The sequence below is a fragment of the Nisaea acidiphila genome, assembly GCF_024662015.1.
Classification (GTDB): Bacteria; Pseudomonadota; Alphaproteobacteria; order Thalassobaculales; family Thalassobaculaceae; genus Nisaea; species Nisaea acidiphila.
On sequence record NZ_CP102480.1, the window covers coordinates 2,872,069 to 2,886,198 of the forward strand.

12 protein-coding genes are annotated in these 14,130 nt (G+C 62.8%); 8 read left to right on the top strand and 4 right to left on the bottom strand.

Annotated features, from left to right (window positions below; all coding sequences use genetic code 11):
- The first annotated feature begins 66 nt into the window (after positions 1-66).
- The 7 genes from NUH88_RS13365 to NUH88_RS13395 all read left to right on the top strand — a co-directional run bounded on the left by NUH88_RS13365 (position 67) and on the right by NUH88_RS13395 (position 8,962).
- A complete protein-coding gene (locus tag NUH88_RS13365; protein ID WP_257766909.1) occupies positions 67-1,122 on the top strand; it encodes a glycosyltransferase family 4 protein in 1,056 nt (351 codons plus the stop codon).
- A 123-nt stretch (positions 1,123-1,245) separates the two neighbouring features.
- On the top strand, positions 1,246-2,208 hold the full coding sequence (locus NUH88_RS13370) for an ArsR/SmtB family transcription factor (RefSeq protein WP_257766910.1): 963 nt from the start codon (positions 1,246-1,248) through the stop codon (positions 2,206-2,208).
- Complete coding sequence (gene metF, locus NUH88_RS13375; protein WP_257766911.1) at positions 2,208-3,074, top strand: methylenetetrahydrofolate reductase [NAD(P)H]; 867 nt, start codon at positions 2,208-2,210, stop codon at positions 3,072-3,074. Before NUH88_RS13370 ends, metF begins: the two co-directional genes overlap by 1 nt.
- A complete protein-coding gene (locus tag NUH88_RS13380) occupies positions 3,071-3,943 on the top strand; it encodes a homocysteine S-methyltransferase family protein (protein ID WP_257766912.1) in 873 nt (290 codons plus the stop codon). The genes metF and NUH88_RS13380 overlap by 4 nt, the downstream gene beginning before the upstream one ends.
- Positions 3,940-5,004, top strand: a complete 1,065-nt coding sequence (locus NUH88_RS22340; protein ID WP_257766913.1) for a homocysteine S-methyltransferase family protein — start codon at positions 3,940-3,942, stop codon at positions 5,002-5,004. Before NUH88_RS13380 ends, NUH88_RS22340 begins: the two co-directional genes overlap by 4 nt.
- Positions 5,001-7,664 carry a methionine synthase gene (metH, locus tag NUH88_RS13390; RefSeq protein WP_257766914.1) on the top strand — a complete coding sequence of 888 codons (2,664 nt, stop codon included), beginning with the start codon at positions 5,001-5,003 and terminating at the stop codon, positions 7,662-7,664. Before NUH88_RS22340 ends, metH begins: the two co-directional genes overlap by 4 nt.
- A 71-nt stretch (positions 7,665-7,735) precedes the next feature.
- Entirely contained in the window at positions 7,736-8,962 is a 1,227-nt protein-coding gene (locus NUH88_RS13395) for a TIGR04372 family glycosyltransferase (protein WP_257766915.1), read from the top strand.
- Between the two features lie 14 nt (positions 8,963-8,976).
- Here the strand turns inward: NUH88_RS13395 and NUH88_RS13400 are convergent, their stop codons facing one another.
- Positions 8,977-9,681, bottom strand: coding sequence for a GNAT family N-acetyltransferase (locus tag NUH88_RS13400; RefSeq protein WP_257766916.1), 705 nt, complete (start codon positions 9,679-9,681; stop codon positions 8,977-8,979).
- Between the two features lie 250 nt (positions 9,682-9,931).
- Between NUH88_RS13400 and NUH88_RS13405 the strand changes: the two genes are divergently transcribed.
- Entirely contained in the window at positions 9,932-10,888 is a 957-nt protein-coding gene (locus NUH88_RS13405; protein ID WP_257766917.1) for a lysylphosphatidylglycerol synthase transmembrane domain-containing protein, read from the top strand.
- Positions 10,889-10,892: 4 nt separating this feature from the next.
- Here NUH88_RS13405 and NUH88_RS13410 read toward each other — a convergent pair whose 3' ends face one another.
- Genes NUH88_RS13410 through NUH88_RS13420 form a run of 3 tightly spaced genes read right to left on the bottom strand, consistent with a single transcriptional unit; the run spans position 10,893 to position 14,114 of the window.
- On the bottom strand, positions 10,893-12,005 hold the full coding sequence (locus NUH88_RS13410; protein ID WP_257766918.1) for a DegT/DnrJ/EryC1/StrS family aminotransferase: 1,113 nt from the start codon (positions 12,003-12,005) through the stop codon (positions 10,893-10,895).
- Between the two features lie 26 nt (positions 12,006-12,031).
- Positions 12,032-13,138, bottom strand: a complete 1,107-nt coding sequence (locus NUH88_RS13415; protein WP_257766919.1) for an alpha-ketoacid dehydrogenase subunit beta — start codon at positions 13,136-13,138, stop codon at positions 12,032-12,034.
- On the bottom strand, positions 13,125-14,114 hold the full coding sequence (locus tag NUH88_RS13420) for a thiamine pyrophosphate-dependent dehydrogenase E1 component subunit alpha (RefSeq protein WP_257766920.1): 990 nt from the start codon (positions 14,112-14,114) through the stop codon (positions 13,125-13,127). The genes NUH88_RS13415 and NUH88_RS13420 overlap by 14 nt, the downstream gene beginning before the upstream one ends.
- Positions 14,115-14,130 lie beyond the last annotated feature (16 nt).

Below are 14,130 nucleotides of genomic sequence, written 5' to 3' on the forward strand. Positions count from 1 at the left end.
GTTTGCCATGGCTGAATTGGGACCACCCGACGATGGTTATCGGATCTATGGGGATTTAAGCGTGGGATGTCAAAGAATTTGAAAATTCTCGCCTGCTGTCACCGACTTGATTACTCGGGCGCCCCGTTGCTGCTGTTCCGATTGATGAAGGCTTTGGCTTCGCGCCACGATATCACCATCCTTGGGCCGGATGTTTCGGATGAAGAGACGGTTCTGGAAAAGGATTACGCGGCGCTCGGCATCCCGGTTGTAAAGTCTGCCTACCTCTCGAAATTCGATCTTCTTGTCGGCAATACACTGCTTTCCAACAGTCATGTGGTCAATGCCGCCGGGAAGGTGCCGACCGTTTTCTGGGTTCACGAACCGGCCGACGGCCTGTCGGGGATCAAGAGGGGACGCATCGATCCGACGGCATTCAAGCTCGCTGACCAGGTCGTGTTCCCCACGGCTTGGCAGGCGAACACGCTCTACGGGCCATATGTGCAGGGGCGCGAAGTCGAAATCGTGCCTTACGGCATCGAGCCGAGGGCGGTTCCGCGGAGCAAGCCATACTCCCTTCCCGAGGGGACTCATGCGTTGCTGCAACTTGGGTGGCTGGCCTCACGTAAGGGGCAGGATTTGACGGTGGCTGCGCTCGAACGCCTGGAGGATCCGTCGATCCATGTGTTTCTTGCGGGCGCTGATAGTGTGCGGCCGAAATTTGCGGAACGGCTGAAAGCGAAAGTGGAAGGGTCGCCGCTGCTTGCGCAGCAAGTCCATTTTCTCGGGCCATTGGCGCCGGATGTGGTCGATGCGTATCTCGCGCATGTCGACGCATTGCTGTTTCCAACCAATGACGACCTTATCAGCGTCTCGATCCTAGAGGCGATGGCCCGCAAGACCTGCGTCATCTCGAGCGACTTCGGCCCCATCCCTGAAACCGTCATCGACGGTGAAACCGGGCTGCTTTTTCCTGTGCGCGGAGTTGATGCATATGCCGAATGCATTCGGCGTGTCGTCGCGGATCCAGATCTGAAAGAGCGGCTGGCACTTGGCGGATACGAGATATACCGGCGGAAACACTCCTTCGAGGACCACGTTGCCGCGATGGAGCAGGTGTTTCTGAAGGCCGCGTCGGCCTGATACGGCGCCACTATCTGCAATTCCTGGAAGGATATGCGGCCCAGCCGCCACGGCAGGCTTGACTCGGATTATATCTGCACATAAAAACATAAAGACATCTTTATATGATTGTGCGGTTAAGTCATGGAAACATTGCTGCAGGGCCTCAGAGCCGTCTCCGAGCCGACCCGTCTGCGCATCCTGAATCTCTGCGCACATGCCGAGCTCTCCGTCACCGAGCTGGTCCAGGTTCTGGGCCAGAGCCAGCCGCGGGTCTCCCGTCACCTCAAGCTGATGGTGGATGCCGGTCTTCTGAACAGGCATCAGGAAGGCAGCCGCGCCTTCTACCGTCTTGCGGAGAACAGCGACGTCTCCGATCTCGCCCGCATCCTTGTCGACCTCACCCCCGACGATGACGACGTCATCGCGGTCGACCTGGAACGCCTCGAAGAAATCAAGGTGCAGCGGGCGCAGGTGGCCGAGGAGTATTTCCGTCGCAACGCACAGAACTGGGAAGACCTGCGCGGGCAGCATATCGACGACGAGGAGGTCGATGCCCGGCTGAAACGCCGGATCACAAGTGCGCCCGTTCGCGATCTGCTCGATATCGGCACCGGCACGGGACGTGTGCTGCGTCTGGTGGGGGAAGAGGTGCGCTCCGCCGTCGGATTGGACAATTCCCGCGAGATGCTGGCCATTGCGCGCAGCTATCTCGATCAGGACACGCTGCGGAACTGCCAGGTCCGGCACGGCGACATGTACCGCCTGCCTTTCCCGGCCCACCGGTTCGATGCCGTGACCGCGAACATGCTCATGCACTATGCGGACAATCCCGGCGAGATGGTGCGGGAGGCGGCGCGGGTCCTGCGTCCGGGCGGCCGGCTGGTGCTGGTCGATTTCGCCTCACATGATCTCACCGAGCTTCGCGAACTCCACGCCCATCGCTGGCTCGGCTTCTCGGATGCCGACATCGAGCGTCTCTTCAATAAGGCGGGCCTCGAACTCCAGAATGTCGAGCGGATCGATGGCGGCGCGCTCACCGTATGTATCTGGACCGGCCGGAGCCGGATCGAAGTCGCCAATGACCTGGTTGCGGAGGCACTCTGATGACCGAAGATCTTTCCGTCAGTTTCGAGTTCTTCCCGCCGACCAGTGAGGCAGCGGAAGCGCGACTTTGGAACACGGTCGAGAAGTTGGCGCCGCTGCGCCCGGCCTTCGCCTCCGTTACTTACGGAGCCGGGGGCACGACCCGCGAGCGCACACTGAAAATCGTGAAGACACTGAAGCGGGACGGCCGCATGGAGCCGGCGGCGCACCTGACCTGCGTCGGGGCCGAGAAGGCCGAGATCGACGCCATCGCGCGCGACTGGCTGGATGAGGGGATCACCCGTCTGGTCGCGCTGCGCGGCGATCCGCCCAAAGGTTCCGGCCATTACACACCGCATCCGGGCGGTTACGAGAACGCGGCTGCGCTGGTGGCCGGCCTTCGCGAGATCGGGGATTTCGACATCTCCGTCGCCGCCTATCCCGAGGCGCATCCGGATTCGCCGTCGGAGGCTGCCGACATTGCCAATCTGAAGGCTAAGATCGATAACGGTGCGGCACGGGCGATCACCCAGTACTTCTTCGATGCGGATCTCTTCCTGCGCTTCCGCGACAAGGTCGTTGCGGCGGGAATCGATGTGCCGATCGTGCCGGGGATCATGCCGATCACCAATTTCGGCAAGCTGGTGAATTTCAGCAAGGCGTGCGGCGCGACGGTTCCGAACTGGCTGCATGAGCGCTTCGAAGGGCTGGACGAGGATCCCGAGACGCGTGAGCTGGTCGCTGCCAGCACGGCCGCCGATCTCTGCCATCAGCTGATGCTGGAGGGCGTGAACGACTTCCATTTCTATACGCTGAACGTTCCGTCGCTCACCTATGCCACCTGCCACCTGCTCGGCATTCGCCCGGACGTCTCGGAGGCGGCATGATCGGAAGCGGAGAGAGGGTTCCGCACGCGGCCCCCGCTCCAGCGGGCCAGCTCGCCCGTTGGGTCGGTCAGAACGGTTGCGTCGAAGCCTTGAATATTGAGCGTCCGAAGCTGGTCATGAAGGTGCACCGGCGCTTCGTGAAAGCGGGCGCGGAGATCATCTTCACCAATTCCGGCAATGCCGCACCGCAGCTTCTGCGCAATTTCCGCATGTTTGACGAAGCCTTCGCTGTCAGTTTTCTTGGCGCCGAGCTCGCCCGCACAGTGGCGAACGAGGCGACACACCGGGTCCATGTCATCGGCGACGTTCGTCTGCCGTCGCGGGTCCCGGTGACCGGCTTCATGACGGAAGAGGAGCTCGGCTCTGCTGCCCGCTGTCTGGTTTCGGCGCAGGTCGCCGGCGGTGCCGACGCGGTCTTGATGGACGTTCCTGCCCGGCCGAACCAGCTTGTCGCGGCGCTCAACGGCGCGCGCTGGGGGATGACGGAGGCGCGGCGGAAGGTCCCGCTGATGCTCCTGATGCGCCCGGCGGTGCTGCCTGGCCGGGTCGATCCCGGCAGATTGCATGACGAGCTTGCCGAAGCGGCAACGGTTGCCGCGACGGCCGGGATTGCGGCGCTCGGCGTCAATCCGGGGGACATTCCGGAAACAACGCCGGAGCTGCTGGAGCATGTCCTGCCCTATTGGGGAGGTTCCATCGCGCTCAGCCCTGCTGCCGACGCGGCAACCGTTCGGACCCTTTGCGAGGACCCGATGCTGGGCGGACGGCTCGCCTTTCTGCCTTCTTCCTCGCCGCGCGATCTCCGGCGCGTCATCAAGACGAACCTCGGAACCGCGGCGGCAGTCATTCAACGGAGAAACCGGACATGACCCGCGATCAGCGCAAAGCGGCGTTCGACCTTCTGGCGGGCGAGCGCATCCTCGTGATGGATGGCGCGATGGGAACCATGATCCAGGGCTACGGCCTGGACGAGGCGGGCTATCGCGGCGAGCGGCTGAAGGATCACAGCCACGATCTGCGCGGCAACAACGATATCCTCAACCTGACCCGTCCCGATATCGTCGAGGAGATCCACCGCGCCTATTTCGAGGCCGGGGCGGATATCGTCGAAACCAATACCTTCAGTGCCACCTCGATCGCGCAGGCGGATTACGAGGCGGAGCATCTGGTCACGGAAATCAATGTCGAGGGCGCGCGTCTTGCAAGGCTCGCGGCGGACAAGGTTCAGGAAGAGAACCCGGGGCGCATCTGTTTCGTTGCCGGCGCGCTCGGCCCGACCAACAGGACCGCGTCGATTTCACCGGACGTGAACGATCCGGCCTTCCGCAACGTCACCTTCGATACGCTGGTCGCGTCGTACAAAGAGGCGGCACGCGGTCTCGTCGAGGGCGGCGCCGACCTGCTGCTGGTCGAAACCATCTTCGACACGCTGAACGCAAAGGCGGCGCTCTTCGCTATCGACGAGCTGGAGGAGGAGACCGGCGTGCATTTGCCGTTGATGATTTCCGGCACCATCACCGATCTTTCGGGCCGGACCCTCTCCGGTCAGACGCCGGAGGCCTTCTGGAACTCCGTCAGGCACGCCAGACCGGTCAGCGTCGGGCTCAATTGCGCGCTTGGGGCGAAACAGTTGCGGGGCTTCCTCGCCGAGCTTTCCCGTGTTGCCGAAACAAGGGTCAGCGCCTATCCGAATGCCGGCCTGCCGAACGCGTTCGGCGGCTATGACGAGACTCCGGAGGAGACGGCGGCCGAGATCGGCGCCTGGGCCCGCGACGGGCTGGTCAATGTCGTCGGCGGCTGCTGCGGCACCACGCCCGACCATATCCGCGCCATCGCCGAGGCGGTGAAGGATGTGCTGCCGCGCAAGGTCCCGGAACCACCGCGCCGGATGCGGCTGTCCGGCCTCGAGCCGTTTGAGGTGCCGGCATGAGCAACACGAGCGACAGCACCGCCCGCTTCGTCAATATCGGTGAGCGGACCAACGTCACCGGTTCCGCCCGCTTCAAACGGCTGATCCTTGAAGGCGACTACGAGACCGCGCTCGAGGTCGCGCGCCAGCAGGTCGAGAACGGCGCCCAGATCATCGACATCAACATGGACGAGGCGATGCTGGATTCGAAGGAGGCGATGGTCCGCTTCCTCAATCTGATCGCTTCCGAGCCGGATATCAGCAAGGTCCCGGTGATGATCGACAGCTCCAAGTGGGAGGTGATCGAGGCCGGGCTGAAATGCGTCCAGGGCAAGTCGGTGGTGAATTCCATCAGCTTGAAGGAAGGCGAGGAGCCATTTCTGAAGCAGGCCCGGCTGGTGAAGCGCTACGGCGCCGCCGTCGTGGTCATGGCGTTCGACGAGGTGGGCCAGGCCGACACGGCGGAGCGTAAGTTCGAGATCTGCAAGCGCTCTTACGAACTGCTGGTCGACAAGGTCGGGTTCCCGCCCGAGGACATCATTTTCGATCCGAACATTTTTGCCGTCGCGACCGGGATCGAGGAGCATAACAATTACGGTCGCGATTTCATCGAGGCGACGGCGCGGATCCGCAAGGAACTGCCGGGCGCCCATGTCTCCGGCGGGCTATCAAATCTTTCCTTCTCATTCCGTGGCAATAACACGGTCCGCGAGGCGATCCATTCGGTCTTCCTCTATCACGCCATCAAGGTCGGCATGGATATGGCGATCGTGAATGCAGGCGCGCTGCCGGTCTACGAGGATATTCCGGAGGAGCTGCGCGAGAGGGCCGAGGACGTCGTGCTGAACCGGCGCGAGGACGCGACGGAGCGCCTGCTGGAGATCGCCGAGAGCTTCCGCGGCCAGGCGAAGGAAAAGGAAGCGGATCTTTCCTGGCGCGAGCAGGATGTCGCCGCCCGGCTCTCCCACGCCCTGGTGCATGGGATCGCCGATTACGTCGAGGACGATGTCGAGGAGGCCCGCCAGGCGATGGGCCGGCCGCTCGACGTGATCGAGGGTCCGCTGATGGACGGCATGAATGTCGTCGGCGACCTCTTCGGCGCGGGCAAGATGTTCCTGCCCCAAGTCGTGAAAAGCGCCCGGGTGATGAAGAAGGCCGTCGCCGTGCTGCTGCCCTACATGGAGGATGAAAAGGACGGCGGCTCCAGCTCGAACGGCAAGATCCTGCTCGCGACCGTGAAGGGTGACGTCCATGACATCGGCAAGAACATCGTCGGCGTCGTCCTCCAGTGCAACAATTACGAGGTCATCGATCTCGGCGTCATGGTGCCGTCCGCGAAGATCCTCGAGGTTGCGAAAGCGGAAAAGGTGGACGCGATCGGCCTCTCCGGCCTGATCACGCCGAGCCTGGAGGAGATGTGCTACGTCGCCTCCGAGATGAAGCGCGAGGGCATGGGGCTGCCGCTGCTGATCGGCGGCGCGACCACAAGCAAGGTGCACACCGCGGTGAAGATCTCGCCGAACTATGACGGGCCGGTGGTCTACGTGACCGACGCCTCGCGTGCGGTCGGCGTCACTGGTAATCTCTTCTCGGCAAGCAACAGCCAGAACTTCTCCGCCGAGGTGGCGAACGAGTACGAGAAGATCCGGGCCCACCACGCCCGCGGCAGCAGCGGCGCCAAGCGGCTGACGATCGAGGAGGCGCGCGAGAACCAGGAGGCGATCGACTGGAACGCCTATTCGCCGCCGAAGCCGACTTTCCTCGGCACGAAGGTGTTCGACCATTACGATCTCGCGGAGCTGGCCGACCGGATCGATTGGAAGCCGTTCTTCCAGGCCTGGGAGCTGCACGGGCGCTTCCCCGAGATCCTCGACGACCCGAAAGTCGGGGAGGCGGCGCGGCCGCTCTACGAGGACGGCATGCGCATGCTGGAGAGCATGATCGCCGACAAATGGGTCCGCGCCCGCGCCGTGATAGGTTTCTGGCCGGCGGCTTCGGTCGGAGACGACATCGCACTTTTCACCGACGAGAGCCGGAACGAAAGGCTCAGCATGCTCCACACGCTCCGTCAGCAGCGCGTCCATAGCCGCGCTGACAGGGCGAACCTCGCGCTGGCGGACTTCGTCGCGCCGCTGGAGACGGGCGTGCCCGACTATGTCGGCGGCTTCGCGGTGACGGCGGGTACCGAGATCGACGAGCGGGCGAAACAACTTGAGGCCAAGCACGACGATTACGACTCGATCCTGATGAAGGTGATCGGCGACCGCCTCGCCGAAGCTTTCGCCGAGTGCATGCACGAGCGGGTGCGCAAGGAGTTCTGGGGTTACGCGCCGGACGAGCATCACAGCAACGAGGAACTCATTGCCGAGGAGTATCGCGGCATCCGGCCGGCACCGGGATATCCGGCCTGCCCGGACCACTCGGAAAAGCCGGAATTGTTCCGCCTGCTCGATGCCGAGGCGGCGGCGGGCATCTCGCTGACCGAAAGCTTCGCCATGTGGCCTGCTTCCTCCGTTTCGGGGTTCTATTTTGCTCATCCCGACGCGCGCTATTTCGGTCTCGGGCGTATCGGCCGCGACCAGGTCGCCGACTATGCGCGACGTAAAGGTGTGTCGGTCGAACAGGTGGAACGGTGGCTCGCGTCCAATCTCGACTACGACCCCAAAGCAGAGGCTGCCTGAGCTCTGTCTTCCGCCGGGCATACGAGACGCGGTAGGCTCCTGCCGCGTCTGTATGTGTTCTGGAGGCCTGCGTGCAGGAAACACCGAGGGACAGGCTTCTCCGCGAGGAGCTGGCCGATCCGGAAAAGCTGAAAGGGCATATTGCCCGGTTGCTCGGACTGCTGACGGACCGCCTCGACCCGTCGCAGAAATGTCTCGTCTATGTTCTTGCGCAACCGAGCCGCATCGGTCATCTCGTGCTCGAGCCCTGGATGCTGCGGACCCTGTTCGGAGCGCAATATGAGCGGATCGTCATCGTCACAGGTCCGGCAGACGAGGCGGCCAACGGCGCGTTTTTCGACTATCTTCAGTCCGAATTCAAGATCATCGAGACCGACGATATCGTCCTGACCACACTCGGTTTCGTCGAGGGCGGGTCCTTCTCCATCGGCAATTTCGACTTTCTGCTCTGGACGCCGCAGACCCTCTTTCTCACCTTCACCAAAGCACTCGCCAACGGAGCGCCGCACCGGTTCTTCGCGCCAGGCGACGCATGGCTGCGGCCGGGGCGGCAATTACGCTCCGAGGCCCTCGCCCATCCGGAGCAGCCCTATGTGCTGCTTCATGTTCGTGACGATACCTATGAGCCCGAGATGGGCTATCACGCCTTCCGCTGCAATCCGGTTCAGAACTACCGGGATGCCGTGCTTCACCTGCTGGAGAGCGATCTTTCCGTTATCCGGATCGGCGATCCGACCGGCCCCAGTCTCGACATTGCGCATCCGGATTATCTCGAGCTGTCGCACCGGCCGTCTTATGACCGCTCTGCAGATTTCGCCCTCGCGGCGGAAGCGCGTTTCGGGATCGTCACGCAATCCGGTCCCTGGGCCTTTTTGCAGGCGCTCGGCCGGCCGATCCTTTTGACGAACGGCTATCCGGAACCCTATTGGGCGTTCGAGGAGCGCGAAATCGGTCTTTTCAAACATGTCCTTAAGGCCGACGGAACCGCGCTGACCTATCGGGAGATTTGCGCGCTCGAATTCGGAACGCGAGCGCTGACGAATAACAGGCTCGCGGAGCACGGCCTGACGGCAGAGAGCAATTCCGGCGCGGAGGTTCTTGGCGCGGTCCGGGAAATGCTTGAGTTTCTGGCGACGGATGTCGAACCGGACTGGAGCGCGCAGGCCCGGTTGCACGCGATCACGGCCTCTTTCGACAACAGCGTGACTGGAGCAGCGGCCGAACGCAGGGCTACGCCACGGTTGCAGCGCCGGTTGTCGCGCAGCTTTCTGAAAGCGAATCCCGATTTTCTCGATTGAGTCCGGACGGCGGTTCAGAATCCGATCGGCTCGGGAGTGTAGTGATAGGTCCGGAAGCGCGCCGTCTCGACATAGCCCAGTTTGCGGTAGAGCGAGAGCGCCCCGATATTCGTGGCCTGGGTGGCGATCAAAGACTTCTTTGCAATGGCGCTGTAGTGGGCGAAGGCGGCTCGTAGAAGGTCCGCGCCGATGCCTTGTCCTTGCTGAGTCTCGGAGACCGCAATCAGATCGACCGTCATAACGTCTTCTTCGAGAAGGCAGCCATTGAAGCCGACAACCTCGCCGTCCCGCTCTTTGATGAAGGTTCGGTCGGTGCGGCCGCTGACCTCGTTTCGGGCCCAAGCGGCCTTGACCCGCGCCGAAGCGCTCGCAGAGACCATCGGGTCCGTGCGGTACCGGTCGGTCACGAACGCGTTTGCGGCAATTTCAGCACAGGCATCCGCATCGGCCGGCACCGAGGGTCTGATGCTATTGCTCTCGAACTCCCGGTCTTGCTGGAGCAGCGTCCGCTCGAGCTGAACCAGTGTCTCGATCTCGCGAAATCCGGATCGCTGGTCGGGGCTTGGCCAGTCGGCCGGCAATCTTATTGATGCGAGAATGGCGTCTTGGGGAACCGCATCGGTAAGTCTGTTCAGAAACTCCGCGCATTTGATGGAAATGCGATAGACCGGGCCGCCCAGAATTTCCGAATCAAATGGTTGATGGCTGCAAATAGCCATGGACGTTCTAACCGTAAGTTCTTGATTGTCTCTAATTAATTCTCGTCGCGTCAGGCATTTGTATCCTAATTGGCAGTACGAATCCAATTCGCTTCGCGCCGGAAGCTTGCGGGGCACTTTCCGATTCCGACATTACAATCTTGGTCTCGGGCACCTACCTATGCCATATAGCAAGCGGGAGAGTTCCAGAAGTCGTGCGGGAAGGCCGGGCCGTCAGTTTCGCCCGGTTAAAGATTGGAACTTGTCAGCGGTGACGTTCAAACTTTTAGTCAAAATCGCAGTCAGCCTCGGCCTGATTGGATCTCTTTTCTACCAGGTTGATTTTTCGCGTCTGGTCTCAGCTGCGTTGTCTCCGTCGCTGCCGTTGCTCGCACTGGTCGTTGGCATCGTCATTTTGCAGTTCTGTGTGGGGGCCTGCCGTTGGTTCCTTCTGATCCGAGGAACGGGCGTTCCGCTCTCGCCTTGGCAGACCTTCCGGATTCTGCTCGCCGGCATGTTCTTCAATCAGGCATTGCCCGGCTCCTTGAGCGCGGACACGGTGCGCATCTGGCTAGTCAGCCGACACGGACTGCCATTGTCCCGCGCGGCGAGCACGGTGCTGCTGGATCGCACCGCCGGTCTCGTCTCCATTCTGACGCTCCTCGTCGTGACGAGCGTAACCGTCGCGAAAGTCGCGCCCGACCCCAATCTAAGCACGGTCGCGATCCTTGTTGTCGGCGGCGCGCTGGTCCTGCTGGCGATGGGACTTTCAAGCGCGGACTGGATCGCCGACATGATCGAGGATCACCGTTTCGGACGGCCTTTCGCGGCAATGTTGCGGGACTCCCGCATGCTCTGGCGCGCCGGATATCAGTCGGCGGTCGTAATCGGGCTCAGCTACCTGCTGCACATCATCAGTGCTCTCGGCCTCTGGGTCGTGTTTCGCTCGATCTCCGTCGAAGTCGACTTCCTCATGGTGCTGGGTGCGTTGCCGCTCGTGATCCTTGGAACGCTATTGCCGATCTCCGTCGGTGGCTGGGGCGTACGCGAGGGGTTGATGGTCGGGATATTCGTGATGACCGGCATGCCCGCCGAGCATGCGCTAGCGGCTTCCATTCTCTGGGGGATCTCGGTGATCGTCGCGGCCAGTCTCGGGGGGCTGCTCTGGGTCCTTAGCCGTCCGCGCAAGGAGCGGATCGGAAACGTCATTCCGACGGCCGGGGAATAAACCGTCAGCGGCCGTAGAATTCCCGAACTACCCCAATCAGATAATCGATCTGCTCCGCCGTGAGATGCTGGTCGGCGGGGAAGCTGATGATTGTCTCGGCATGACGGTCGGTGACCGGGAAGGCGCCGTCCTCGTAGCCGAGGTGGCGGAGCGCGTCCTGTTTGTAGAGCGCGATCGGGTAATGCACCTTGGCGTCGATGCCGTTGGCCTGACAATGTGAGAGCAGCTCGTCCCGGCGTTCGGCGAAGACCACGTAATTCAGATAGACTGAACGCTCGCTCTCGCCCTTGACAGCCCGGCGGACGGGAAGAGTGATTTCCGGGACATCCGCGAAGCCGGCATCGTAGCGCGCGGCATTTCGGATGCGCGCCGCGACGATATCACCGACTTTGGCGACGATCCATTTGCCGACCACGGCCTGCACGGAATCGAGCCGCGTGTTGTAGCCGAGGATCTCCATCTCGTCCCGGTTGCGCAAACCGTGATTGCGCAGCAGACGGCACATCCGGTCCATCTCCGGATCGTCGGTGACGATGACGCCGGCGTCGCCCCAGACATTGATGATCTTGAGCGGATGCATGGAAAAGCCGCCGGCGATGCCCCAGGTTCCGGCCGGGCGGCCGGCTTCCTTGGCGAGTAGGCTCTGGCAGGCATCCTCGACGACCTTGAGGCCGTGCTTCTCCGCGATCCCGGTGATCCGGGTCATGTTCGCCATGTCGCCGGTCAGATGCACCGGCATGATGGCTTTTGTCCGCGGTGTGATCGCCGCCTCGATAAGATCCGGATCGATCCCGAAGGTATCGTCGCAATCGACGAAGACGATCCGGGCCCCGGTCTCGGCGATCGCGCCGGCGGTCGCGTAGAAGGTGTTGGCGGCGGTGATGACTTCGTCGCCTGGGCCGATGCCGAGCGCTTTCAGCGGAATCTTCAGCGCGTCGGTGCCGGAGCCGACGCCTATGGCGTATTTGCTGCCGACGGCGGCAGCGAACATCTCTTCGAACTCGCCGACCACCGTACCGAGGGTGAAATCCGTCGAGCGGACGAGCGCCTTCAATTCGTCGAACACATCGTCCACATCCGCGAATTGCTGCTCGAGCGGCGAATAGCGGACTTTCATTGCCGGGTGTCCGCCCTCGGCGGCCATCAGAACGGGCCCTTGAAGAAGGGATCGGGCACGTCGATCGGAACATCGCCGCGGTCCGCGAGGATCTTCTGCTCGACTGCCGCGATCTCGGCCTCGCCGATCCCCATCATTTCTCCGGCCGTCCGGGCGATCCGGGCCGCGTCCGGATAGAAGCCTTTGACCAGGCCGCGGGAACTCGGCGTCGGATGGTCCGGCAGGCCGAGCCGCACCGGGGCGGCCTCAAGCAAATCGAAGCTGCGCGAGGTGACTTCGGAGGAAATCTCGGCGCCGATGCCGAACATGCGGAATCCGGTATCGACGGTGAGCAGCCGTCCGGTCCGGGCGACGCTCTCGACGATCGGATCGAGATTGAGCGGGCGGATGACCCGGAGATCGAGGATTTCGACGGGATAACCGGCCTCGGCTAGCCGGTCCGCCGCGCGGACCGCCTCCAGCGTCATGTAGGACGTCGCGACGATGGTGAGGCCGTCTCCCTTGCGGACGGTCCTGGGGCCGTCCAGCGGACGGTGCACATAGCCTTCGGTAACCGCGCTCGTGGTGTAATGCGACCAGCGGTGCTCCAGCACGACCACCGGATTGTCGTCCTCGACTGCCGCCGTCACCATGCCTTTCGCATCCTCTGCGAAGGCCGGCATGATGACTTTTAGACCTGGCACATGGGCGAAGATCGCTTCCAGGCTCTGCGAATGCTCCGGACCCTGGCCCCAGCCGCGGCCGACGATCATGCGCAGCACCAGCGGGACCTTGTGACGGCCGTTGCTCACATAATGCGATTTCGCGGCATTGTTCAGGATCTGCTCAAGTGCGAGCAGGGCGAACTCGACGCGCTGCAGGCTGACCACCGGACGCTTACCGGCCATGGCGGCGCCGATGGCGATGCCGATCAGGCCGTTCTCGGCGATCGGCATTTCTATCATCCGCTCCATGCCGATATGTGTGCCGATATCCTTCAGGGTACCGAAAAGGGCGGCCGGATCCTGGACGCCTTCACCGAAGAAGATTACCGACGGGTCGCGCCGCGCAGCCTCAAGCAGACCATCGCGGATCGCGGTGCCCATATTGATGACCGGCGCGTCGGGCGCGCTTTGTGGCTCAGGCATAGACATGGGCACGGGCCTCGCTCGGTTCGGGCAGAGGGGACTGAGTGGCGAAGGCGAAGGCGGCGTCGACTTCCGCCTGCACGTCCTTCTCCAGCGTGGCGAATTCGGCGGCCGTAAGCCGGCCCTGCTCCTCCAGCACCTTGCGGTAGCGCTCGAGCGGATCCTGGGCGTGCCAGACCTGAAATTCCTCTTCGGTCCGGTAGCCGATATGATTGTCGTAGTTCGGCCCGCAATGTTCCCGCCAGCGATAAGTGTCGAGCAGCAGGAAGGTCGGCGATCCGGTGCGGGCGGTCTCGACGGCCCAGAGGGCGGCGTCGCGCACTGCGTCAAGATCATTGCCGTCGACATGACGGCTCTCGATGCCGTGGGCCGCCGGAATGTCCGTTAGCGGACGGTCCGGCTGGCGGTCGGCGAGGTTGGTATAGACCGAGTAGAGATTGTTCTCGCAGACGAAGACGACCGGGAGCCCGCGCAGACGGGCGAAGTTGGCCGACTCGTGGAACACACCCTCCTCAAGGCAGGCATCGCCAATGAAGGAGATCGTGACCTTGCCATTGCCGTCGAACTTGTCGGAGAGCGCGGTGCCGGTGGCGAGTGGAATGGAACTGGCGACGATCGGAATGCTGGCCATCATGCCGGCATCCGGGTCCATCAGATGCATCGAACCGCCACGTCCGCCGATGCAGCCGTCCCGTCTGCCGTAGATCTCCGCCATCATGGCGTGCAGGTTGCCGCCCTTGGCGAGATAATGCGCATGGGAACGGTGGCTGCTGAACAGCCGGTCGTCGGGTCGCAGAGCGTCGCAGACCCCGACGGCGGCCGCCTCCTGTCCGATGGAAAGGTGGACAGGACAGCGCATCTCCTGCTCGGAATAGCGCTCTGCAATGGTTTCCTCAACCAGACGGATGCGCAGGATTTGTCTCAGGCAGCGCAGCCGGTAATCGTTCTCGACGCCTGCCGCGTTCCGCGTGCTCTCGGCCATATTTTCCGCTGCTCCC